Source organism: Streptomyces sp. Y7 (assembly GCF_043195415.1).
In the GTDB taxonomy this organism is placed as follows: Bacteria; Actinomycetota; Actinomycetes; order Streptomycetales; family Streptomycetaceae; genus Streptomyces.
In genome coordinates this window covers 16,185-36,054 of the sequence record NZ_JBIDDQ010000018.1, presented here as the reverse complement: position 1 = coordinate 36,054, position 19,870 = coordinate 16,185, and the positions used below count along the sequence as shown (strand labels likewise).

Annotated in this window: 20 protein-coding genes; 8 read left to right on the top strand and 12 right to left on the bottom strand. The window is 71.9% G+C overall.

The window, feature by feature from the left end:
• The first annotated feature begins 66 nt into the window (after positions 1–66).
• Positions 67–462 (top strand): winged helix-turn-helix transcriptional regulator, encoded by a 396-nt coding sequence (locus tag ACGFW6_RS32020; protein WP_393517686.1) that lies wholly within the window; start codon positions 67–69, stop codon positions 460–462.
• Positions 463–471: 9 nt separating this feature from the next.
• Here the strand turns inward: ACGFW6_RS32020 and ACGFW6_RS32015 are convergent, their stop codons facing one another.
• From ACGFW6_RS32015 to ACGFW6_RS32000, 4 genes are all read right to left on the bottom strand, one after another.
• Positions 472–894: an acyl-CoA thioesterase gene (locus tag ACGFW6_RS32015; protein WP_393517683.1), complete on the bottom strand. Its 423-nt coding sequence runs from the start codon at positions 892–894 to the stop codon at positions 472–474.
• Positions 895–945: 51 nt separating this feature from the next.
• Positions 946–1,575 carry a hypothetical protein gene (locus ACGFW6_RS32010; RefSeq protein ID WP_393517680.1) on the bottom strand — a complete coding sequence of 210 codons (630 nt, stop codon included), beginning with the start codon at positions 1,573–1,575 and terminating at the stop codon, positions 946–948.
• 73 nt (positions 1,576–1,648) lie between these two features.
• Positions 1,649–2,248, bottom strand: a complete 600-nt coding sequence (locus ACGFW6_RS32005; RefSeq protein WP_030954057.1) for a histidine phosphatase family protein — start codon at positions 2,246–2,248, stop codon at positions 1,649–1,651.
• A gap of 47 nt (positions 2,249–2,295) precedes the next feature.
• A complete protein-coding gene (locus ACGFW6_RS32000; protein WP_393517677.1) occupies positions 2,296–3,507 on the bottom strand; it encodes a pyridoxal phosphate-dependent aminotransferase in 1,212 nt (403 codons plus the stop codon).
• Between the two features lie 87 nt (positions 3,508–3,594).
• Here ACGFW6_RS32000 and ACGFW6_RS31995 point away from each other — a divergent pair, with 87 nt between their 5' ends.
• On the top strand, positions 3,595–4,221 hold the full coding sequence (locus ACGFW6_RS31995; RefSeq protein ID WP_393517674.1) for a winged helix-turn-helix transcriptional regulator: 627 nt from the start codon (positions 3,595–3,597) through the stop codon (positions 4,219–4,221).
• 49 nt (positions 4,222–4,270) lie between these two features.
• Here ACGFW6_RS31995 and ACGFW6_RS31990 read toward each other — a convergent pair whose 3' ends face one another.
• The 3 genes from ACGFW6_RS31990 to ACGFW6_RS31980 are packed head-to-tail and all read right to left on the bottom strand — an operon-like array spanning position 4,271 to position 7,903.
• On the bottom strand, positions 4,271–5,074 hold the full coding sequence (locus tag ACGFW6_RS31990; protein ID WP_393517672.1) for a hypothetical protein: 804 nt from the start codon (positions 5,072–5,074) through the stop codon (positions 4,271–4,273).
• Complete coding sequence (locus ACGFW6_RS31985) at positions 5,074–6,345, bottom strand: VWA domain-containing protein (protein WP_393517669.1); 1,272 nt, start codon at positions 6,343–6,345, stop codon at positions 5,074–5,076. Before ACGFW6_RS31985 ends, ACGFW6_RS31990 begins: the two co-directional genes overlap by 1 nt.
• A gap of 43 nt (positions 6,346–6,388) precedes the next feature.
• The gene (locus tag ACGFW6_RS31980) at positions 6,389–7,903 is read right to left on the bottom strand and encodes an IucA/IucC family protein (RefSeq protein ID WP_393517666.1); all 1,515 of its coding nucleotides are present in this window, start codon (positions 7,901–7,903) and stop codon (positions 6,389–6,391) included.
• A gap of 93 nt (positions 7,904–7,996) precedes the next feature.
• Here ACGFW6_RS31980 and ACGFW6_RS31975 point away from each other — a divergent pair, with 93 nt between their 5' ends.
• The gene (locus tag ACGFW6_RS31975) at positions 7,997–9,514 is read left to right on the top strand and encodes an IucA/IucC family protein (RefSeq protein WP_393517663.1); all 1,518 of its coding nucleotides are present in this window, start codon (positions 7,997–7,999) and stop codon (positions 9,512–9,514) included.
• Positions 9,515–9,685: 171 nt separating this feature from the next.
• Here the strand turns inward: ACGFW6_RS31975 and ACGFW6_RS31970 are convergent, their stop codons facing one another.
• Positions 9,686–11,149, bottom strand: a complete 1,464-nt coding sequence (locus ACGFW6_RS31970) for a catalase (protein ID WP_393517660.1) — start codon at positions 11,147–11,149, stop codon at positions 9,686–9,688.
• A gap of 263 nt (positions 11,150–11,412) precedes the next feature.
• Here ACGFW6_RS31970 and ACGFW6_RS31965 point away from each other — a divergent pair, with 263 nt between their 5' ends.
• The gene (locus ACGFW6_RS31965) at positions 11,413–12,327 is read left to right on the top strand and encodes a HipA family kinase (RefSeq protein ID WP_393517657.1); all 915 of its coding nucleotides are present in this window, start codon (positions 11,413–11,415) and stop codon (positions 12,325–12,327) included.
• Positions 12,324–12,605, top strand: coding sequence for a SelT/SelW/SelH family protein (locus ACGFW6_RS31960; protein ID WP_393517654.1), 282 nt, complete (start codon positions 12,324–12,326; stop codon positions 12,603–12,605). The genes ACGFW6_RS31965 and ACGFW6_RS31960 overlap by 4 nt, the downstream gene beginning before the upstream one ends.
• 1 nt (position 12,606) lies before the next feature.
• Here the strand turns inward: ACGFW6_RS31960 and aceB are convergent, their stop codons facing one another.
• Both aceB and ACGFW6_RS31950 read right to left on the bottom strand, forming a co-directional pair.
• The gene (gene aceB / locus ACGFW6_RS31955) at positions 12,607–14,229 is read right to left on the bottom strand and encodes a malate synthase A (RefSeq protein ID WP_393517651.1); all 1,623 of its coding nucleotides are present in this window, start codon (positions 14,227–14,229) and stop codon (positions 12,607–12,609) included.
• Between the two features lie 210 nt (positions 14,230–14,439).
• Complete coding sequence (locus tag ACGFW6_RS31950; RefSeq protein ID WP_393517648.1) at positions 14,440–15,042, bottom strand: NTP transferase domain-containing protein; 603 nt, start codon at positions 15,040–15,042, stop codon at positions 14,440–14,442.
• Between the two features lie 207 nt (positions 15,043–15,249).
• Between ACGFW6_RS31950 and ACGFW6_RS31945 the strand changes: the two genes are divergently transcribed.
• On the top strand, positions 15,250–15,561 hold the full coding sequence (locus ACGFW6_RS31945) for a DUF5955 family protein (RefSeq protein ID WP_393517645.1): 312 nt from the start codon (positions 15,250–15,252) through the stop codon (positions 15,559–15,561).
• 1 nt (position 15,562) lies between these two features.
• Here the strand turns inward: ACGFW6_RS31945 and ACGFW6_RS31940 are convergent, their stop codons facing one another.
• Positions 15,563–16,231 carry a DUF6304 family protein gene (locus ACGFW6_RS31940; RefSeq protein ID WP_393517642.1) on the bottom strand — a complete coding sequence of 223 codons (669 nt, stop codon included), beginning with the start codon at positions 16,229–16,231 and terminating at the stop codon, positions 15,563–15,565.
• A complete protein-coding gene (locus tag ACGFW6_RS31935) occupies positions 16,228–17,022 on the bottom strand; it encodes an IclR family transcriptional regulator (protein ID WP_393517639.1) in 795 nt (264 codons plus the stop codon). The genes ACGFW6_RS31940 and ACGFW6_RS31935 overlap by 4 nt, the downstream gene beginning before the upstream one ends.
• 250 nt (positions 17,023–17,272) lie before the next feature.
• Here ACGFW6_RS31935 and allB point away from each other — a divergent pair, with 250 nt between their 5' ends.
• Positions 17,273–18,610: an allantoinase AllB gene (allB, locus tag ACGFW6_RS31930; protein WP_393517636.1), complete on the top strand. Its 1,338-nt coding sequence runs from the start codon at positions 17,273–17,275 to the stop codon at positions 18,608–18,610.
• A 38-nt stretch (positions 18,611–18,648) separates the two neighbouring features.
• Entirely contained in the window at positions 18,649–19,764 is a 1,116-nt protein-coding gene (gene alc, locus ACGFW6_RS31925) for an allantoicase (protein ID WP_393517633.1), read from the top strand.
• Positions 19,765–19,870 lie beyond the last annotated feature (106 nt).

The window sequence follows — 19,870 nt, the reverse complement described above, 5'->3', positions numbered from 1 at the left end:
AGGTGCACGACTTGTAACGGGGTACATCGTGAGTGACCATGGAGGGCGGCGTAAGGAGGCAGTCCGATGTCCCAGAGGAACACCGGTGTGACCGTCCAGGCAGTGAACGCGCAGGCGTGCCCGGTCCGGGAAGTTCTTGACAGGGTCTCCGGGAAATGGAGCGTCCAGATCCTCGTCGCGGCGGCCCACGGCCCCATCCGGTTCACGGAGCTGGAGCGCGGCATCGAGGGCATCAGCCGCCGGATGCTGACCCTCACCCTGCGCAATCTGGAGCGCGACGGCCTCGTCACGCGCACCGTGCACGCGACGGTGCCGCCGAAGGTGGAGTACGAACTGACGCCGGTGGCCCTGGAGTTGCACGAGACCCTGCAACGCCTGACCGACTGGGCCGAGCGGAACAGGGTCCACATCGCCGAGTCGCGCGCGGCCTACGACGCCGCGCACGACGAGGAGCAGGGGTGACTGCGGCGACTACAGCCCGAACAGGCTCGGGTCCGTGGACAGTTCCTTGAAGTAGTCCTGCGGGTTCGCCACCAGCTTGCGGGCCTTCAGGTCCATCAGCCCGCCGACGCCCTCGAGTTCGGCCGCCACCGTGCCGTCGGCCTTGCTGATGGTCTGCAGGACGCGGAAGGTCTTGCCGCCCGACCACGCGAAGGCGCAGGTGACGTCGACCTCGTCACCGGCGAGGAGCTCGCGCTGGTAGCGGATGGTCGTCTCCAGCGCGACGGGACCGACGCCCTTGCCCATCAGCCCCGTCTGGGTGATGCCCGCGGCCTGGAGCAGTGACCAGCGGGCGTGCTCGGCGTAGTTGATGTACACGCTCTGGTTGACGTGCCCCTGGGTGTCGGTCTCGTAGCCGCGGACGGTGACCCGGACGGAAAACTGCTCGCTCACTGCTTCCCCTTCTCGCCTTCGGTGCCCAGTGCACCGATCTTGGCATGTGCGTCATGCCCGTCGTGGGGACGCCAGCAGATAGCGCGCCCTGGTACGCGGCTCGGTGTGCTCGCCGACCTGCCAGCCCGCCTCCTCCAGTGTGGCCGCGCAGCCCCGCAGCCGCGCGGCGTCGCTCTCGTGCACGGCGACGGCCTCGGGCTGCCGGGTCGCCCGCACCCGGTATCCCTCCGTGGAGTCCGGCTCGGCCGGAGGATGGCCGGCCGCCTCCAGCGCGAGGGCGGCGGCCTGCACCAGATGCGTGCGCTCCCAGTCGCAGGGCCGGTCCACCGCTCCGTCCCGACTGGTCATCCGGCGCAGCTCCAGCAGGCCCTGCCAGGCTCCGCGCACCTCGCGCAGCCGGGCCGGGCCCGAGCGCGGGGCGTCCTCCTCACCGCCGATCCGCGCGGCGAACACGCCCTTGGCCGCGGTGTCCTCGGCCGGCGCGGGCGGCGCCGGCTCCGCGTCCCGTATCCGATGTCCCGCCGGGGTCAGGAAGTGATCGTGCGGCGGCCGGGGATGCCGGAAGGCGAGGCCCCGTTTCACCAGTGCCGCGAGCTGGGTCTCCGTGCCCCTGAGCCGTCCCGTGTCGGGATCGGCGGCGTCGATGACACGCCGCTGGGCGGCGGTCGGTGGTCTGGTCACGGCGTGCTCCTCCCCGGGCGCCCGGCGCCGGTGCCGTCTGCCGGCCGGGCGGCTTTCCCCTCTGCTGGGAAGGCTACGGCCCGGGTCTGACATTCCACCCCGAGATCACCGGCCGCCCGTGCTCCGTGCTCAGCCGGCACACCGTCCCCGTGGCCAGTTGGAACAGCGCCCCGTCCGCGGGCGGCAGCCCGAGCCGCCGGGCCGTGAGCACGCGCAGGAAGTGCCCGTGGGCCACCAGCACCACGCACCCCTCGGTGTTGGCGAACGCGGCGTCCACCTTGGCCAGCATCCGGTCCGCGCGCTCCCCGACCTGCTCCGGGGTCTCCCCGGGATGGTCGGGCGGCCCCGGCGCGACACCGTCCCGGAACAGGAACCAGCCGGGCCGCTCGGCCTGGATCTCGACGGTCGTGATGCCCTCGTAGCCGCCGTAGTCCCACTCCCGCAGATCGGTGTCGACGCGTGTGCCGTGCAGCCCGATCAGCTCGGCCGTCTCCCGTGCGCGCTGGGCCGGACTGACGAACGACGCCCCGATCCGGTGTGAACGGATCAGCGGCACGAGCCGCCGCGCCTCCTCCCGCCCGTGTTCGGTGAGCGGTACGTCGGTCCAGCCGGTGTGCCGTCCGGAGCGGGACCACTCGGTCTCGCCGTGCCGGACGAGAAAGAGATCACTCATGGGCCCAGGCTAAGAGCCCAGCGCCCCGACTCCACGGAATCCCGCGGTCAGGTCTGCCGGTATCCGCTCAGGAAACGCCCGATCCGCCCGATCGCCGCCTCCAGGTCCTCCGCGTACGGCAGGGTCAGGATGCGGAAGTGGTCGGGGGCCGGCCAGTTGAAGCCCGTGCCCTGCACGACCTGGATCTTCTCCCGCAGCAGCAGGTCCAGGACGAACTTCTCGTCGTCGTGGATCTTGTGCACCTTGGGGTCGATGCGCGGGAAGGCGTACAGCGCGCCCTTCGGCTTCACGCAGGACACGCCCGGGATCTCGTTGAGCTTCTCCCAGGCCACGTCGCGCTGTTCGCGCAGCCTGCCGCCGGGGTTCGTCAGGTCCCGGATGGACTGGCGGCCGCCGAGCGCCGCCTGGATGGCGTACTGGGCGGGCGCGTTGGCGCACAGCCGCATGGAGGCCAGCATGGTCAGGCCCTCCAGATAGTCCTTCGCGTGCTGCTTCGGGCCGGTGACCACCAGCCACCCCGAGCGGAAGCCCGCCACCCGGTAGGTCTTGGACAGGCCGCAGAAGGTGAGGACGACCAGGTCGGGGGCGAGGGCGGCGACCGAGTGGTGCACGGCGTCGTCGTACAGGATCTGGTCGTAGATCTCGTCGGCGAAGACCATCAGGCCGTGCCGGCGGGCGAGGTCGAGGATGCCCTCCAGGACCTCCTTGGGGTAGACCGCGCCGGTGGGGTTGTTCGGGTTGATGATGACCACGGCGCGCGTACGGTCCGTGATCTTCGACGCCATGTCGTCCAGGTCCGGGTACCAGTCGGACTGCTCGTCGCACAGGTAGTGGACGGCCTTGCCGCCGGCGAGCGTCGTGACGGCCGTCCACAGCGGGAAGTCCGGGGCGGGGATGAGGATCTCGTCGCCGTCCTCGACCAGTGCCTGTACGGCCATCGAGACCAGCTCGGAGACGCCGTTGCCGAGGAAGACGTCGTCGACGCCGACCTCCAGGCCGAGCGTCTGGTAGCGCTGGGCGACGGCGCGGCGGGCGGAGAGGATGCCGCGCGAGTCGGTGTAGCCGTGCGCCTGGGGGAGCATCCGGATCATGTCCTGGAGGATCTCCTGCGGCGCTTCGAAGCCGAAGAGCGCGGGGTTGCCGGTGTTCAGGCGCAGCACGCTGTGGCCCGCCTCCTCCAGCGCGTTCGCGTGCTCGATCACCGGGCCGCGGATCTCGTAACAGACCTCGCTCAGCTTGCTCGACTGCCGGAACTCCATGCGCGCTCGCCCCTCCGGTTTCGTGTGTTGCTTGGTTTTACCAAGTTCGAGCTTGGAAAGTCCAACAACATGTCTAGACTGCGTCGCATGTCACCTCGCCGAAGCTACGACCAGTACTGTTCCGCCGCCCGGGCGCTCGACACCGTCGGCGACCGCTGGACCCTGCTGATCGTCCGGGAACTGCTGGCCGGCCCGCGGCGCTACACCGACCTGCACGCCGACCTGCCCGGCGTCAGCACGGACGTGCTGGCCTCCCGGCTGAAGGACATGGAGCGGGACGGCATCAGCACACGGCGCAGGCTGCCGCCGCCCGGAGCGGCCTACGTGTACGAACTCACCCCGCGTGGCCGGGAGTTGCTGCCCGTGCTGCAGGCGCTGGGGGAGTGGGGTCAGGCCGAGCTGGGCGAGCGGCGGCCCACCGACGCGGTGCGCGCCCACTGGTTCGCGCTGCCGCTGCTGCGGGCGCTCGAAGGGGAGGGGCTGGTCGAAGTCCGCCTGGAGGAAGGTGACTTCCATCTGCACGTCGGCGCCGAGGACGGGCCGGTCTACGGCGACGGACCCGCCCCCGGGGAGCCCGACGCACGGCTGGTCCTGGACTCAGAGACGTGCGAGGCCGTCGCCCGCGGGGAGTTGAGCGTGACCGACGCCGTACGGGGCGGGCGTATCGAGGTGACCGGCGAGGGCACGCTCGCGAAGGCGCTGAAGGAGGCGTGATGGGCCAAGGGGCCCACCGCCCGTGCGGTGAGCCCCTGGTGGCGGAGTGTCAGGCGCTCGGCGGCACCCGCGTCGGCCGCCCCGCACCGCGGGTCAGCGCATAGCCGCCGATGCCCGCGAGCGCGGCCAGCGCTCCGCCGATCGCGGTCCACACCCAGCGGTCGGACCACCAGCCCGAGGCCCAGCCGTCCTCGGGCTCGATGCTCGACAGCACCGCCGAGGCCGACGAACTCTCCTCTTCCTCCTGCGGCTTCACGGCCACACCCGGCACGAGCGGCTGCGCCAGCGACCCGTCCACCGCGGCCGAACCGCCGATGTCCTTGGAGTCGACCCGGACCTCGGCGCCGACCGGCAGGCCGAGGTCGGAGGTGGTCACGTCCACGACCGAGAGCCGGACGTAGTAGGTGCCCGGCAGCGGGTCGTCGGCCCACTGCTCCGACCAGGCCCGCACGGTGCGCAGGACACAGGTCAGCTCGACCGAGGCGGAGTTCGCCGCGGCGGTGCGCGTCTGGGCGCCGTACTGGCAGGCCTGACGGCGGCGCAGACCGTCGTACACGTCGATCTGCCAGCTCTCGGCGGCGTGCGTGTCCGGCAGCTTCACCGTCGCCTTCACGGTGGGGCGCTGTCCGGCGTCCGCCGGGAACGACCAGTACAGGTAGTCACCCGTGGAGGCGCTCGCCGTCGCCGTCTGCCCCTGCTCGACCTCGGCGGCCGTACGGAAGGAGGTGCCCGCCGTGGTCGGCGTGCCGCCCTCCTCCGACGCGCTCGGCGACGGCGAGGCGTCGGCGGCCGCGGGACCCGCCGCCAGCCCCAGCGCCAGCAGGGCGCCGCTCAGCACTCGTGTGATCCGCATCAGTTGGTCCTCCAGACCGCGACCCGCCAGCGCGACAGCCAGCCCCAGATGAGACCGGCGAGGAAGCCGGTGAGGATCAGCGCGCCCAGCAGCCACCAGCCGCGCCCGAGGCCGAAGGAGGCCACGTCGCCGGCCGCCGACGGCCCGTCCACGACGTCGACCGTCAGCTCCAGCGGCAGTCCGGGCGTGGTCTGCACGCCGGAGCCCGCCGAGAAGGACTGGGTGACCTGGAGACACACGGTCTCGGCGGGTGCGGTGTCCTCGTCGTCACCGTCGGCCTCCGCCTTCGGGTAGCGCACACCGGTGGACACGACGTCGGTGCGGCCGTTGCCCGCGGCCTCGCCGCGCACGATCTCCCGGCCCCGCTCGGTCACCGCCCGCAGCATCACCCCGTAGGAGGGGTTCACCGCCCGGTCGGCCGACACGCTCACCGACGTGCGCAGCTCCTGGCCGGGCTCCACGTCCACGCGGTACCAGCGCTGCTGCCCGAACTCCTCCCGGTCGGTGTAGAGACCGGACTTCAGCGTCGGTGCCTTCGCGCACTGGTCGGCGCCGGTCGTCGCGACCGGAGTCACGACCGGGTCCGCCGCCCGGTCCACCAACTGGTTGACCTTGTCGGCGAGTTCCTCGGTGTGCTCGACCGAGGTGAAGGTGCCGCCGGTCGCCTCGGCGATGCAGCTCAGCTGCTGGCGCATCTTGGTGTTCGGGACCAGGCCGAGCGTGTCGATGGTCAGGCCGATGCCCTTGGCGGCGATCTCGCGGGCCACCTCGCACGGGTCGAGCGGGGCGCAGGTGTCCTCGCCGTCACTGATCAGCACGATGCGCTTGGAGCCCTCGCCGCCGTCGAGGTCGTCGGCGGCCTTCAGCAGCGCGGGGCCGATCGGCGTCCAGCCGGTGGGCGTCAGCGTCGCCACCGCCGTCTTGGCCTCGGTGCGGTCCAGCGGGCCGACCGGGTAGAGCTGCGCGGTGTCCTTGCAGCCCGTCTTCCGGTCGTCGCCCGGGTAGTTGGCGCCGAGGGTGCGGATACCGAGCTGGACCTCCTCGGGGGTCGCGTCCAGCACCTCGTTGAAGGCCTGCTTCGCCGCGGCCATCCGCGACTGGCCGTCGATGTCCTTCGCCCGCATCGAGCCGCTGACGTCGATCACGAGATCGACCTTCGGAGCGGTGGCGGTGGTCTCGTCGGCGACCGCCCCGGCCGGGAAGGCTATCCCGGCCGTGAGCGCGGCGAGCAGGGCACAGATCCCTGCCGCCAGCCGTTGTGTTCTGATCATCGGCGGATCTTATTGATCTCAGGTGTCCCGCTTCAAAACGAGGTCAGAACACCTCGGTGACCAGCGCATTGGGCAGCAGCGTCCACTGATCCCCGGGTGTCCCCGGCGACAGCCGCATCAGCGTCAGCGCCTTCGTCGGCAGCGGCTCCGCACGCAGGGCCGCGAGATCCCCGGTGTCCGGCAGGTCGCCCACGACCGCCCCCAGCGCCTCGCGCAGCACCGGGCCCGAACCCGCCGTACCCGCGAGCGCCCCCGCCACCAGCGAACCGAACAACTTGCGGCGCAGGGCCGTCACATCGTCCGTGACGACCCGTCCGGTCAGCTCCGGCACCGGGATGCCGTGCCGTGCGAGCCGCGCCGGGCCGACACGGATGTCGGCGAGGTCGCGGTAGACCAGACGCACCGGTGAGCCGTCCGCCGACAGCACCACGAGCAGGTTCTGCCCGTGCGCCTCCAGCGCCACGCCCAGCTCCAGCAGCCGCAGCCCCACGGTGAGCGCCAGCCGCGTGAACTCGGCCAGCCACTGCGGGGACCGGGGCAGGTCCGTGGTCGCCAGCGCGGCCACCGGCACCACCCGCTCACCGGGCCCGGCGTACTCCTGCGGCGACTCCCGCACCACCGCGGCCAGATCGGGGGAGCCGGCCGTGGCCGCGCCCAGCGTGCGCGTGACGTGCAGCAGCCCGTCCATCCGGGCCGCGAGCATCTCCGCGAACGACGACAGCGTGGCCGACAGGCCGATGGAGTACACCGAGATGTCCCGCACCGACGACGTCAGCCGGGCGCTCAACGCCGTCTTGACGTGCGGCCCTTCCGGCAGGGCGAGCGTGCGCAGGGACATCAGCGGATGCGCGGCCGATCCGGCCTCGTAGGGATCGCGGGGCCGTTTGAGGACGTGCTCGGCCTGCCACGGATGCACGGGGACCAGCAGCCGCCCGCCGTCCCGCATCTCCCGCGGCCACGCACCCGTCACCAGACACTCCTCCGCCCGCACCGGCACCAGCCCCAGCGTCACCACCGGCCGGTGCTCGGGCCCGTAGGCCAGCTGCTCGGCGACCGAGAACCCGGGCCGGGAACGGCAGTTGGGATGGAACGGATGCCCGTCCACCACCCGCTGCTCCCACTCCCGGTCCAGCGTCGGCCACTCCTGCGAGTGATCCTCCTGTCCGGCCCGCGACAGCGCCAACGAGGCGACGCTGTGGCCGAGTTCGGCGGCGAACGACATACCGTGCGGCACCGCCAGAGCGGTCACGAGCCGGGCTGGGTCGTCGTACGTCGTCCCGTCGAGTCGTACGGCGGTGACGTACGCGGCGGTGGTGTACGGGTCGGCATGCGGGCCGTGCAGCCGGCGGCCGTCCGCAAGACGCAGGGTCAGGCCCCGCGCGCCCCGCTCACGGCCGGCCACCCAGGGCAGCGGCTCGTGGGCGAGCGCACGCCACAGCCGGGTCAGGACGGCCGCCCGGGCTCCGGGGAGTTCGGCCGTGTAGCGCGCCACGAGGCCGGGGCGCACCTCGGCCAGTTCGGCGGCGACCTCGGCCTCTGCGCTGGGAGGACGGTGCACGGGCGGGCTCCTCGGGTACGAGTAGGGCGTCGGGCAGGCGCCGACGACAGACATACTGATCGTCTTCCCACCTGAACGGACCATAGAGAACGAGTGGATCACGTGCAGCTCACCCCTCCGACCGCGGCCGGCGTCGCGGACCGCGCCGACGCCCACGCGGTCGCGCCCCTGCTCAACTGCCTGCTGCGCGAGGTGGCCGAACCGTACGCGGCGGCCGGCGCGGCGGACGCCGAGCGCCGGGTGTACCGGCTGGGCGGCACCGGCCGGCTGCTGCGGGTCCGCGGGGAGCGGCGGCCCGCCGAGCCCGAGTTGCGGGTCGACGGTGCCTGGCAGCGCGTCGGACACCCGGAACTGGTCAAACTCGTGGCCGACGAGCTGCGCCGCCACACCGGACTGTCCAATCACGAACTGCCCGCCGAGATGCTCGACAGCCGGGACGCGGTGGCCGCGCTGCTCACGGCCCGCACACGTACGCCGCCGCCGGAGGACCCGTACCTGCGCTCCGAGCAGTCCCTCCTGACCGGCCACCCCTACCACCCCGCCCCCAAGGCGCGCGGCGGCGGCCCGGTCGCCGCCTGGCTGCCCTACGCGCCCGAGGCGTACGCCCGCTTCCCGCTGACGCTGCTCGCCGTGCGGGAGGACGAGGTCGCCGAGGAGGGCGACACCACCGCGCTGGACGCCCTGGGCGAGGCCCCGCCCGGCTACCGTCTGCTGCCCGCGCACCCCTGGCAGCTGGAGCTGGCCGGCCGTGAGCTCGCGGACGCGTTCGCCGACGGGCGGCTGCTGCGGCTGGGCACGACCGGCTTCGACGTCCGGCCGACGGCCGCGATCCGCACGCTGTACGCCGCCGAGCACGACCTCTTCCTGAAGTTCAGCCTGGACGTGCGCATCACCAACGACATCCGCCGGCTGTGGCGCCACGACCTGCTGAGGCTGCGCCGCACCGACACCGCGGCGGCCGCCGCCCTCGCCGCGCAGGACGGCCCCGCCGCCTGGCTCGCCGACCGCGGCTACCGCACCGCCGCTTTCGCCTTCGAGGAACTCGCCGTCCTGGTCCGGGACGGGCTGCGCGGCCACGTCCTCCCGGGCGCGACCCCGCTGCTGGCCGCCGGGCTCGTCGAGGGCTTCGAGGGCAGCCCGCTGGACGGGGCCGCGGACCCGGCCCTGTGGTGGGAGGCGTATCTGGCCCAGGTCGTGCCGCCCGCCCTCGCGGCCTTCGCCGACCACGGCGTCGTGCTGGAGGCACACCTGCAGAACACGCTGGTCGCCGTCGACCGCGCCGGACTGCCGGTCCAGGCCCTGTTCCGGGACGCCGAGGGCGTCAAGCTGCTGCCGGAGGTGTCACGGGAGGCGGGCTGGGAGCGGCTGGTGTACTGCCTGGTCGTCAACCATCTCGTGGAGATCGCCGGCGCCCTGGTCGAACACCACCCGGCGCTGGACCCCTGGCCCGCGGTACGCCGCGAGCTCGCCCGCCACGACCTCCCGGAGATCTGGGCCCTGCTGTCGTCCCCCACGCTGCCCGGCAAGACCAACCTGCTGCTGCGCTGGACCGGCGCGGACGGCGCGGCCGCCCGTTATCTGCCGCTGCCCAACCCGCTCGCCGGCGGGTGACGCGCGTCCGCCGGTCCACGACCCGTCCGCTGCGGGCGTTCGCCTCGGCCGCGGGGACGCGTGCGTTCGCACCGCGTCCCCGTGCGGAACAGCGAGGTCCGCACGGGGACGTTCCGGTGTTCCCGGCGGCCGGGCGGGTCGCCCTCGCCGCCGGTGCCGGGAGCGGCGGCCTCAGCCGCCGTTGACCTTCGCGGCGATGCGGTCGCCGATGTTCTTGTCGATGTTCCGCCAGTACTGGAGCGCTCGGTCCAGGACCGGTCGGGACACCTCCTGGAGCAGGTGGCCGCTGACGTTCGAGACCAGCCGGTCCCGCGCGGCGTCGTCCAGGACCTCGCGGACCTGGGTCCCCGCCTGGCCCCAGTCGTCGTCCTCGGCGTGCCGCTTGGTCGCCTCGCGGACCAGCTCACCGGCGGTGTGCCAGCTCGCCGGGTCACCGAAGCGGCCGAAGTCCGCGTCGGGTCCGCCGTAGGAGTTCGGCGCGTACGGCATCGACGCCCGGGACGGCTCGTAGCGCATCGGGCCGTCCTTGGCGTAGGAGTTCACCGGCGCGTGCGGCCGGTTCGGCGGGAGCTGGGCGTAGTTCGGGCCGATCCGGTACCGGTGGGTGTCCGGGTAGGAGAACAGGCGGCCCAGCAGCATCTTGTCCGGCGAGGGGCCGATGCCCGGCACCATGTTGGACGGTTCGAACGCGGCCTGCTCGATGTGGACGAAGTAGTCCTCGGGGTTGGTGTCGAGGACCATCCGGCCGACGTCGATGAGCGGGTAGTCGCCGTGCGGCCAGACCTTGGTGAGGTCGAACGGGTTGAACCGGTAGTCCGCGGCGTCCTCGAACGGCATGATCTGGACCTTCAGGGTCCAGCTCGGCGCGTTCCCGGACTCGATCGCGTCGAACAGGTCACGGCGGTGCTTGTCCGCGTCCGCCCCGGCCAGCTCGTCGGCCTCCTCCTGGGTGAGGAAGTCGATGCCCTGGTCGGTCTTGAAGTGGTACTTCACCCAGAACCGCTCGCCGCCGCCGTTGATCCACATGTAGGTGTGCGACGAGTAGCCGTTCATGTGGCGGTAGGTCTTCGGGATGCCCCGGTCGCCCATCAGCCACGTCACCTGGTGCGCGGACTCGGGGGACAGGGTCCAGAAGTCCCACTGCATGTCGTTGCTGCGCAGCCCGGTCACCGGGTGGCGCTTCTGGGACCGGATGAAGTCCTGGAACTTGATCGTGTCGCGCACGAAGAAGACCGGCGTGTTGTTGCCGACCATGTCGTAGTTGCCCTGCTCGGTGTAGAACTTCAGGGCGAAGCCGCGCGGGTCGCGCCAGGTGTCCGGCGAACCCTGCTCACCGGCGACGGTCGAGAACCGGGCCAGCATCGGAGTGCGTTTGCCGGGCTGGAACAGGTCCGCCTTGGTGAACTGGCTGACGTCGTTGGTCACTTCGAAGTACCCGTACGCCCCGCTGCCCTTGGCGTGCACCACCCGCTCGGGGACGCGTTCCCGGTTGAACTGGGCCATCTTCTCGATGAGGTAGTGGTCCTGGAGCAGAATGGGGCCGTCGGCGCCGACGGTGAGCGAGTGCTCGTCGCTCTCCACCGGGATGCCGACGTTGTTGGTGGTGTAGGGGGCCGTCCGAGGCTCCTGAGTCATGAGCGTCCTCCGTCCTGAGCCGATTCCAGGTCGCTTCGCCCACCCCAGCAGTGAACCCCGCTGCCGGGACATCGGCACCTTCTGGACTTTGTCCAGAACGAGCTTCGTTCCGGGGTGGCCCTGGACGTGTACCCCTCTGGCGCCGGCCGACTCAGGCTGTCCCGGGCCCGGAAAGCATTCGTCGCCCGATGTCACGCTCGGTTACCATGAGCTGTTCGTGCCCGAGGCCGGCATCGCTCACGAGAGGCGGGTGACCCGCGAGAATGCTGCGAGAGGTCACCGCTGTCCGCTACGTCGCCCCCTTGCGGTCCGGCGGCTCCGTGCCCGGCGTCGTCGAGGCCGACGACCTGGGCACCTACGTCGTGAAGTTCACCGGCTCCGCGCAGGGCCGCAAGGCGCTGGTCGCCGAGGTGATCGTCGGTGAGCTGGCCCGTGCCCTGGGGCTGCGCTTCCCCGAGCTGGTCCTGGTCCACTTCGACCCCGCCGTCGCGGACGGCGAGCCGCACCAGGAGGTGCGCGAGCTGCACGCCGCCAGTGCGGGCGTCAACCTCGGCATGGACTTCCTGCCGGGGGCGCGCGACTTCACGCCGGAGGTCGCCAAGGCGTTCCCCGTGGACCCGCTGGAGGCCGGACGGATCGTCTGGCTGGACGCGCTGACCGCGAACGTCGACCGCACGGTCCACAGCTCGAACCTGATGATCTGGCCGACGTCCGGCACCGTCCCGGCCCGCCTGTGGCTGATCGACCACGGAGCGGCCCTGATCTTCCACCACCGCTGGGACGGCGCGGACCCGGAGAAGTCCTACGACTTCCGTCACCACGCCCTCGGCCACTACGCCCCGGACGTGCGTGCCGCCGACGCCGAACTGGCGCCCAGGGTGACCGAGGAGCTGCTGCGGACGATCGTGGCGGAGGTGCCGGACGCCTGGCTGGCCGACGAGCCCGGCCACGGGACGCCCGAGGCGGCCCGCGAGGCCTACGTCGCCCACCTCCACGCGCGCGTGGAGGCGTCCGCGGCCTGGCTCCCCACCGACTTCCCCACCCGGGAGGAACTCGCCGCCGAGGAGGCCCGCAGGGCGGCGAAGTCTCAAGCGGGCCGGCCGAACTGGCTCAAGCGGGTCCCCGACCTGCACGGAAAGCCGGCGGCCGAACAGGATTGGTCGGTGCACCTCGGATGAGCGGCCGTGTCGAGATCGAGTACTGCACCCAGTGCAGGTGGCTGCCGCGCGCGGCCTGGCTGGCGCAGGAACTGCTCACCACCTTCGAGGCGGAGCTGTCCGAACTGGCGCTGAAGCCGGGCAAGGGCGGCATCTTCGTGGTGCGCGTGGACGGCGAGGTGGTCTGGGACCGCCGCGAGCAGGGCTTCCCCGAGCCGACGGCGGTCAAGCAGGCCGTACGCGACCGAGTGGCCCCGGGAAGGTCCCTGGGCCACTCGGACAAGGCATCGCCGCTGTAGGTCAGCCCTTGAGCTGCTCGTAGGCGGGCAGCGTCAGGAAGTCCGCGTAGTCGGCGTCGAGGGAGACCTCCAGGAGCAGGTCGTGGGCCTGCTGCCAGTGGCCGGCCGCGAAGGCCTCCTCGCCGATCTCGGCGCGGATGTTCGCCAGTTCCTCGGCGGCGACCTTGCGGGCCAGCTCGGGCGTGGCGTGCTCGCCGTTCTCGAACTCGACGCCCGCGTTGATCCACTGCCAGATCTGCGAGCGGGAGATCTCGGCGGTGGCCGCGTCCTCCATGAGGTTGAAGATGGCGACCGCGCCGAGGCCGCGCAGCCACGCCTCGATGTAGCGGATGCCGACCTGGACGGCGTTGACCAGACCCGCGTACGTCGGCTTGGCGTCCAGCGAGTCGATCGCGATGAGGTCGGCCGCCTGGACGGACACGTCCTCGCGCAGGCGGTCCTTCTGGTTCGGCTTGTCGCCGAGGACCCTGTCGAAGGACTCCATGGCGATCGGGACCAGGTCGGGGTGGGCGACCCAGGAGCCGTCGAAACCGTCCCCGGCCTCGCGGTCCTTGTCGGCGCGGACCTTCTCGAAGGCGACCTTGTTGACCTCGGCGTCCCGGCGGGACGGGATGAACGCCGCCATGCCGCCGATCGCGTGCGCGCCGCGCTTGTGGCAGGTGCGCACGAGGAGTTCGGTGTACGCCCGCATGAACGGGGCCGTCATCGTGACCGCGTTGCGGTCCGGCAGGACGAACTCGGCGCCGCCGTCACGGAAGTTCTTCACGATGGAGAACAGGTAGTCCCAGCGGCCGGCGTTCAACCCCGAGGCGTGGTCGCGCAGTTCGTAGAGGATCTCCTCCATCTCGTACGCCGCCGTGATCGTCTCGATCAGGACGGTCGCGCGGATGGTGCCCTGCGGGATGCCGACGTGGTCCTGCGCGAAGACGAACACGTCGTTCCAGAGGCGGGCCTCCAGGTACGACTCCGTCTTCGGGAGGTAGAAGTACGGGCCCTTGCCGAGGTCGAGCAGGCGTTGGGCGTTGTGGAAGAAGTACAGGCCGAAGTCGACGAGGGCGCCGGGGACCGGCACGCCGTCGACCTGGAGGTGACGCTCGTTCAGGTGCCAGCCGCGCGGGCGCATGACGACGGTCGCGAGCTCGTCGGCGTCCTTGAGGGCGTACGACTTGCCGGACCTCTCGTCGGTGAAGTCGATGTTCCGGGTGTAGGCGTCGCTCAGGTTGACCTGGCCGAGGACGACGTTCTCCCAGGTGGGCGCGGAGGCGTCCTCGAAGTCGGCGAGCCACACCTTGGCGCCGGAGTTCAGCGCGTTGATGGTCATCTTGCGGTCGGTGGGGCCGGTGATCTCGACGCGGCGGTCCTGGAGCGCGGGCGGACAGGGAGCCACCCGCCAGGAGTCGTCCGCGCGGATCGCGGCGGTCTCCGGGAGGAAGTCGAGCGTGGAGGTGCGGGCGATCTCGGCGCGGCGCTCACCGCGACGGGCGAGGAGTTCGTCACGCCGGGGCGTGAACCGGCGGTGCAGCTCGGCCACGAAGGCGAGGGCCGGCTCCGTGAGGACCTCCTCCTGCCGCGGCAGGGGCTCGGCGTCGACGATGGCCAGCGGGGACGGCGCTGGTGCGGACATGAGCTGTCACTTCCTTCAGCGAGCTACGTGGACGAGCTGTCGAGCTTCTGGCACCGGGTGCCAGTCTTCCCGGATACGGCTACTGGCGCCCGTGGAGCGGTCGGGCGCTTCTGAACAGTGGATACTAGTTTCCTCATGGTGGAAGTTCAATGGTTTGTTGATATCGAGATTCTCTGAGTCGAGGCAAGGTGGCGCTCGGTGCCACCCCGCTCACTCAAGGTGGCTCAGGTCGGCCGCCGTGTCGATGTCGTACGGCCGTGCCACGTCCCCGCACTCGACGAGCCGGACCGCCGCCGCGTGATCCTTGAGGTAGGCGCGTGCCCCCCGGTCGCCCGTCGCGCTCGCCGCGATGCCCGTCCAGTGGGCGGCGCCGAACAGGACGGGATGGCCGCGCACCCCCTCGTAGGCGGCCGAGACGAGGGACGTGTCGTCCGTGTACGCGGCGCGTACCCGCGCGACCGCCTCGGCACCGATGCCCGGCTGGTCCACGAGCGAGACGAGCGCCGCCCGGGCCCCCGTCCCGGTGAGCGACGCGAGCCCGGCGCGCAGTGAGGAGCCCATCCCGTCGGCCCAGTCCGGGTTCTCCACCAGGATGCAGTCGCCGAGTTCCGCGCGCTCCCGTACGTCGTCGGCGGCGGCGCCGAGCACCACGTGGACGCGGGCGCAGCCGGCCGCGCGCAGCACCCCGGCCGCGTACTCCACGAGCGGCCGGCCGCGGTGCGGGAGCAGGGCCTTGGGGCGTCCGCCGAGGCGCCGGCCGCCGCCGGCGGCGAGCAGCAGACCGGCGACCGGAAGCGGTTCGTTCTCAGCCATGCGTCATGTCCTTGTCCGTCATGCGTCCTGCATACCTGACACCTGCGCGAGTGCCCCGACTCCCAACGACTGAATTTCCGTCCGCGCGGTGGCGCTTCGGCATCCGGTGGCGTTTACTGACCGGCGTCCCCGGCGCCCGAGCTGCGCCAGGGGTGCTCGGCGGGGATTGCGCGAGGGCTGGCGCACAACGGCGTGCGAGGGGGAGCTTTGTTGCGGAGCTTGGGGCAGAGGCCGGTGACGGGCAGCGACGAGGACTCGAGGGTGGCGGAACTGCGGACGGCGGTGTCCCGGCTGCGCCGCGAACTCGCCGCGCATCCCGCGGAGTTCCCGGACCGCGCCATCGCCGAGGACGAGCTCGCGGCGCTGGCCGCGATGGTGGTCACGGGGGCGCCGGAGACGCCCCGGCTGCGCAGGTCGCTGCTGCTGATCGCGGGTGCGATCGGATCGGTGAGCGCGCTGTCCCCGGGGCTCACGCAGGTACGCGACGCCGTGGAGATGTTCGGCGAACCGCGCCGCTAGTTCAGGCCGGGTACGGGAACGGGCCCCGGTAACCCCGGTCCGCCGTCCGGTGCTCGAACTCCTCGCACCGCCAGGTCTCCTGGACGAGCTCGGTGCGCCGCGGCCAGATCGCGAAGATGCCGTCGGGGCCGTGCTTGCCGTCGCAGCGCCGGTAGGCGTCCTTGGCGTCCCGGAAGCAGGCCAGCCCGGTCATCATGCCGTGGGTCCCCGGCGAGTAGTCGGACCAGGCGCACGAGAGGCACGCCCTGAGGCGGGCCCGGCCGGGCAGCGCGTTCGCGATCTCGTTCAGCGCGTCCTCGAAGTCGAGGTGCGTGGCGCGGTACTCGTGGCCGTCCAGCGTCAGGGTGACGGTCAGGTTCTCCGTCTCCGTGGGGTACTGGAGCCGCGCGGCGCAGTGCACCGTCGCGAGGCGCCCGGGCCGACCCGCCGCCTCGACGGGGACGGTCAGCTCCCACTCCAGCAGGCACGACCAGAGGTCGCCGTCGAGGAAGGTGAACGCCGGCTCGGGCGGTTCGCCGGTCTGCGCGCCGAGCGAGTCCATCGTCGGGCCCTCGAAGCGCACACCCCTGATCGTCGTACGGATCAGCTCGCGGCCGTCCGACTCGAAGACGATCTCCTCGGTGCCGTGCCGGTCGGTGTACCGGCCCGGCCAACGCGTTAACGGCGTCACGCGGTGCTCTGGGTGGCCAGTGCCTCCGACAGCTCGCCGGCCACCTGCTGGAGCATCGGCACGATCTTGTCCGTGGCCGCCTCGGTGACCCGGCCGGCCGGGCCGGAGATGGAGATGGCCGCCGCGGTCGGGGAGTCGGGCACCGGGACCGCGAGGCAGCGCACGCCGATCTCCTGCTCGTTGTCGTCGACGGCGTAACCCTGGCGGCGCACGTCCTCCAGCGCCGCGAGGAAACCGTCCGGCGTGGTGATCGTCTTCTCCGTGGCGGCCGGCATGCCCGTGCGGGACAGCAGCGCGCGCACCTCCTCCGGCGGGAAGGAGGCGAGAAGCGCCTTGCCGACACCGGTGGAGTGCGGCAGCACGCGCCGGCCGACCTCGGTGAACATGCGCATCGAGTGCTTGGACGGCACCTGGGCGACGTAGACGATCTCGTCGCCGTCGAGCAGGGCCATGTTCGCGGTCTCGCCGGTCTCCTCGACGAGGCGGGCGAGGTAGGGGCGGGCCCAGGTGCCGAGCAGCCGGGAGGCCGACTCGCCGAGACGGATCAGGCGGGGGCCGAGGGCGTAGCGGCGGTTGGGCTGCTGACGGACGTAGCCGCAGGCCACGAGCGTGCGCATCAGGCGGTGGATGGTGGGCAGCGGCAGCCCGCTGCTCGCGGACAGCTCACTCAGGCCCACCTCGCCGCCCGCGTCCGCCATCCGCTCCAGGAGGTCGAAGGCGCGCTCGAGGGACTGGACGCCGCCGCCGTTGGACTTGGCGGCGTCGGTGGTGCTGGCGCTGGACGTCGGCACGGCGCGTTCCTTTCGGGACCGGTGGAAGGGCAGAAGCCTACCCGTCGGTCGGTTGACTCCCTGGTTGTACGTAGCTACGTTCTGCTTGGTGGAATTGTAATTCCGCTTTGTGGAAACGTCCAGAGAGTGTCGCACGGGTGCACTGTGGAGAAGTGTGCCCTTGACGGCGCCGGAACGGGAGTGAAGACTCCTTCAACAGAACGTTGAATTCCGCTGGGACGGAAGTCAAGGGCGGCAGAGAGGGGTCCGGGTGTCCGACACTGAACTGGTGCTGCGCTCGACGCGCGTCATCACCCCGGAGGGGACGCGGGCCGCCTCGGTCGCCGTCTCCGCCGGCAAGATCACCGCCGTACTCGGCCACGACGCCGAAGTCCCGTCCGGGGCCCGCCTGGTGGACCTCGGCGACGACGTGCTGCTGCCCGGCCTGGTCGACACGCACGTGCATGTCAACGACCCCGGGCGCACCGAGTGGGAGGGCTTCTGGACCGCCACGCGCGCCGCGGCGGCCGGCGGCATCACCACCCTCGTCGACATGCCGCTGAACTCCCTGCCGCCGACCACGACGGTCGACAACCTCCGGACCAAGAGGGGCGTCGCCGCCGACAAGGCGCACATCGACGTCGGCTTCTGGGGCGGTGCCCTGCCCGACAACGTCAAGGATCTGCGCCCGCTGCACGAGGCCGGTGTCTTCGGCTTCAAGGCGTTCCTGTCGCCGTCCGGCGTGGACGAGTTCCCGCACCTCGACCAGGACCGGCTCGCCCAGTCCCTGGCGGAGATCACCTCCTTCGGCGGCCTGCTGATCGTGCACGCCGAGGACCCGCACCACCTCGACGCCGCCCCGCAGCACGGCGGCCCCAGGTACGCCGACTTCCTCGCCTCGCGTCCGCGTGACGCCGAGGACACGGCGATCGCTCAGCTCATCGCGCAGGCGAAGCGGCTCCACGCGCGTGTGCACGTGCTCCACCTCTCCTCCAGCGACGCGCTGCCGCTGATCGCCGAGGCCAAGCGGGACGGCGTACGGATCACCGTCGAGACCTGCCCGCACTACCTCACCCTGACCGCCGAGGAAGTCCCCGACGGTGCCAGCGAGTTCAAGTGCTGCCCGCCGATCCGCGAGTCCGCCAACCAGGACCTGCTGTGGCAGGCACTGGCCGACGGCACCGTCGACTGCGTGGTGACCGACCACTCGCCCTCCACGGCCGACCTCAAGACCGACGACTTCGCCACCGCCTGGGGCGGCATCTCCGGACTCCAGCTGAGCCTCGCGGCCGTGTGGACCGAGGCCCGCAGGCGCGGGCACGGCCTGGAGGACGTGGTGCGCTGGATGTCGGCACGGACCGCGCAGCTCGTCGGACTGGACCAGAAGGGCGCCATCGAGGCCGGCCGCGACGCCGACTTCGCGGTCCTCGCGCCCGACGAGACGTTCACCGTGGACCCGGCCGCCCTCCAGCACCGCAACCGCGTGACGGCGTACGCCGGCAAGACCCTGTACGGCGTCGTGAAGTCCACCTGGCTGCGCGGCGAACGCATCGTCGCGGACGGCGAGTTCACCGACCCGAAGGGGCGACTCCTCACCCGGACCCACTGACTCCCACCCATCGATCCCGAAAGGCAGAACTGATCACCGTGACGGCGATACCCAGCTTCACCGGCGACGCGAACCCCTACGGCGGCGGCGACCCGTACGCGGACTACCGCACCGCCGACTTCCCGTTCACCCAGTACGCCAACCTCGCCGACCGCCGGCTGGGCGCCGGAGTCATCGCCGCCAACGACGAGTTCTTCGCCCAGCGGGAGAACCTGCTGGTGCCCGAGCGGGCCGAGTTCGACCCCGAGCACTTCGGCCACAAGGGCAAGATCATGGACGGCTGGGAGACCCGGCGCCGCCGCGGTGCCTCCGCCGAGCACCCGTGGCCCACGGCCGAGGACCACGACTGGGCGCTCGTACGCCTCGGCGCGCCCGGCGTGATCCGCGGGATCGTCGTCGACACGGCCCACTTCCGCGGCAACTACCCGCAGGCGGTGTCCGTCGAGGGCGCGTCCGTACCGGGTTCCCCGTCCCCCGAGGAACTGCTCGGCGACGACGTCAAGTGGACGACCCTGGTCCCGCGCACGCCGATCGGCGGCCACGCGGCGAACGGGTTCGCCGTCTCCACCGAGCAGCGCTTCACCCACCTGCGGGTCGGCCAGCACCCCGACGGCGGCATCGCCCGCCTGCGCGTGCACGGCGAGGTCGTGCCCGACCCCGCGTGGCTGTCGGTGCTGGACACCTTCGACGTGGTCGCCCTGGAGAACGGCGGCCAGGTCGAGGACGCCTCCGACCGCTTCTACTCGCCCGCCACGAACACCATCCAGCCGGGCCGCTCCCGCAAGATGGACGACGGCTGGGAGACCCGCCGGCGCCGCGACCGGGGCAACGACTGGATCCGCTACCAGCTGGTGGCGGAGTCCCGGATCAGGGCCGTCGAGATCGACACGGCGTACCTGAAGGGCAACAGCGCGGGCTGGGCGGCGGTGTCCGTGAAGGACGGCGAGGACGGCGAGTGGACGGAGATCCTGCCGCGCACCCGCCTGCAGCCCGACACCAACCACCGTTTCGTCCTGCCGGAGCCCGCCGTCGGCACGCGCGCGCGCGTGGACATCTTCCCCGACGGCGGCATCTCCCGCCTGCGTCTGCACGGCTCCCTCACGGAGCAGGGCACGGCGACCCTGACGGCACGCCACCAGGAGCTGGGCGGCTGATTCCGAGCGGCAACGGCCCGGACGACGACCGGCGCACCCGCTTTCGCGGGCCGCGCCGGCCGTACGGCACCGGTGGTGCGCATGATCCGTCGGGGCGGGTCGGACT

Coding starts and splice junctions, on each gene's coding strand:
- ACGFW6_RS32020 (WP_393517686.1), top strand. CDS start 67: ATGTCCCAGAGGAACACCGGTGTGACCGTCCAGGCAGTGAACGCGCAG.
- ACGFW6_RS32005 (WP_030954057.1), bottom strand. CDS start 2,248: ATGAGTGATCTCTTTCTCGTCCGGCACGGCGAGACCGAGTGGTCCCGC.
- ACGFW6_RS32000 (WP_393517677.1), bottom strand. CDS start 3,507: ATGGAGTTCCGGCAGTCGAGCAAGCTGAGCGAGGTCTGTTACGAGATC.
- ACGFW6_RS31995 (WP_393517674.1), top strand. CDS start 3,595: ATGTCACCTCGCCGAAGCTACGACCAGTACTGTTCCGCCGCCCGGGCG.
- ACGFW6_RS31990 (WP_393517672.1), bottom strand. CDS start 5,074: ATGCGGATCACACGAGTGCTGAGCGGCGCCCTGCTGGCGCTGGGGCTG.
- ACGFW6_RS31985 (WP_393517669.1), bottom strand. CDS start 6,345: ATGATCAGAACACAACGGCTGGCGGCAGGGATCTGTGCCCTGCTCGCC.
- ACGFW6_RS31970 (WP_393517660.1), bottom strand. CDS start 11,149: ATGACTCAGGAGCCTCGGACGGCCCCCTACACCACCAACAACGTCGGC.
- ACGFW6_RS31965 (WP_393517657.1), top strand. CDS start 11,413: ATGCTGCGAGAGGTCACCGCTGTCCGCTACGTCGCCCCCTTGCGGTCC.
- ACGFW6_RS31960 (WP_393517654.1), top strand. CDS start 12,324: ATGAGCGGCCGTGTCGAGATCGAGTACTGCACCCAGTGCAGGTGGCTG.
- aceB (WP_393517651.1), bottom strand. CDS start 14,229: ATGTCCGCACCAGCGCCGTCCCCGCTGGCCATCGTCGACGCCGAGCCC.
- ACGFW6_RS31950 (WP_393517648.1), bottom strand. CDS start 15,042: ATGGCTGAGAACGAACCGCTTCCGGTCGCCGGTCTGCTGCTCGCCGCC.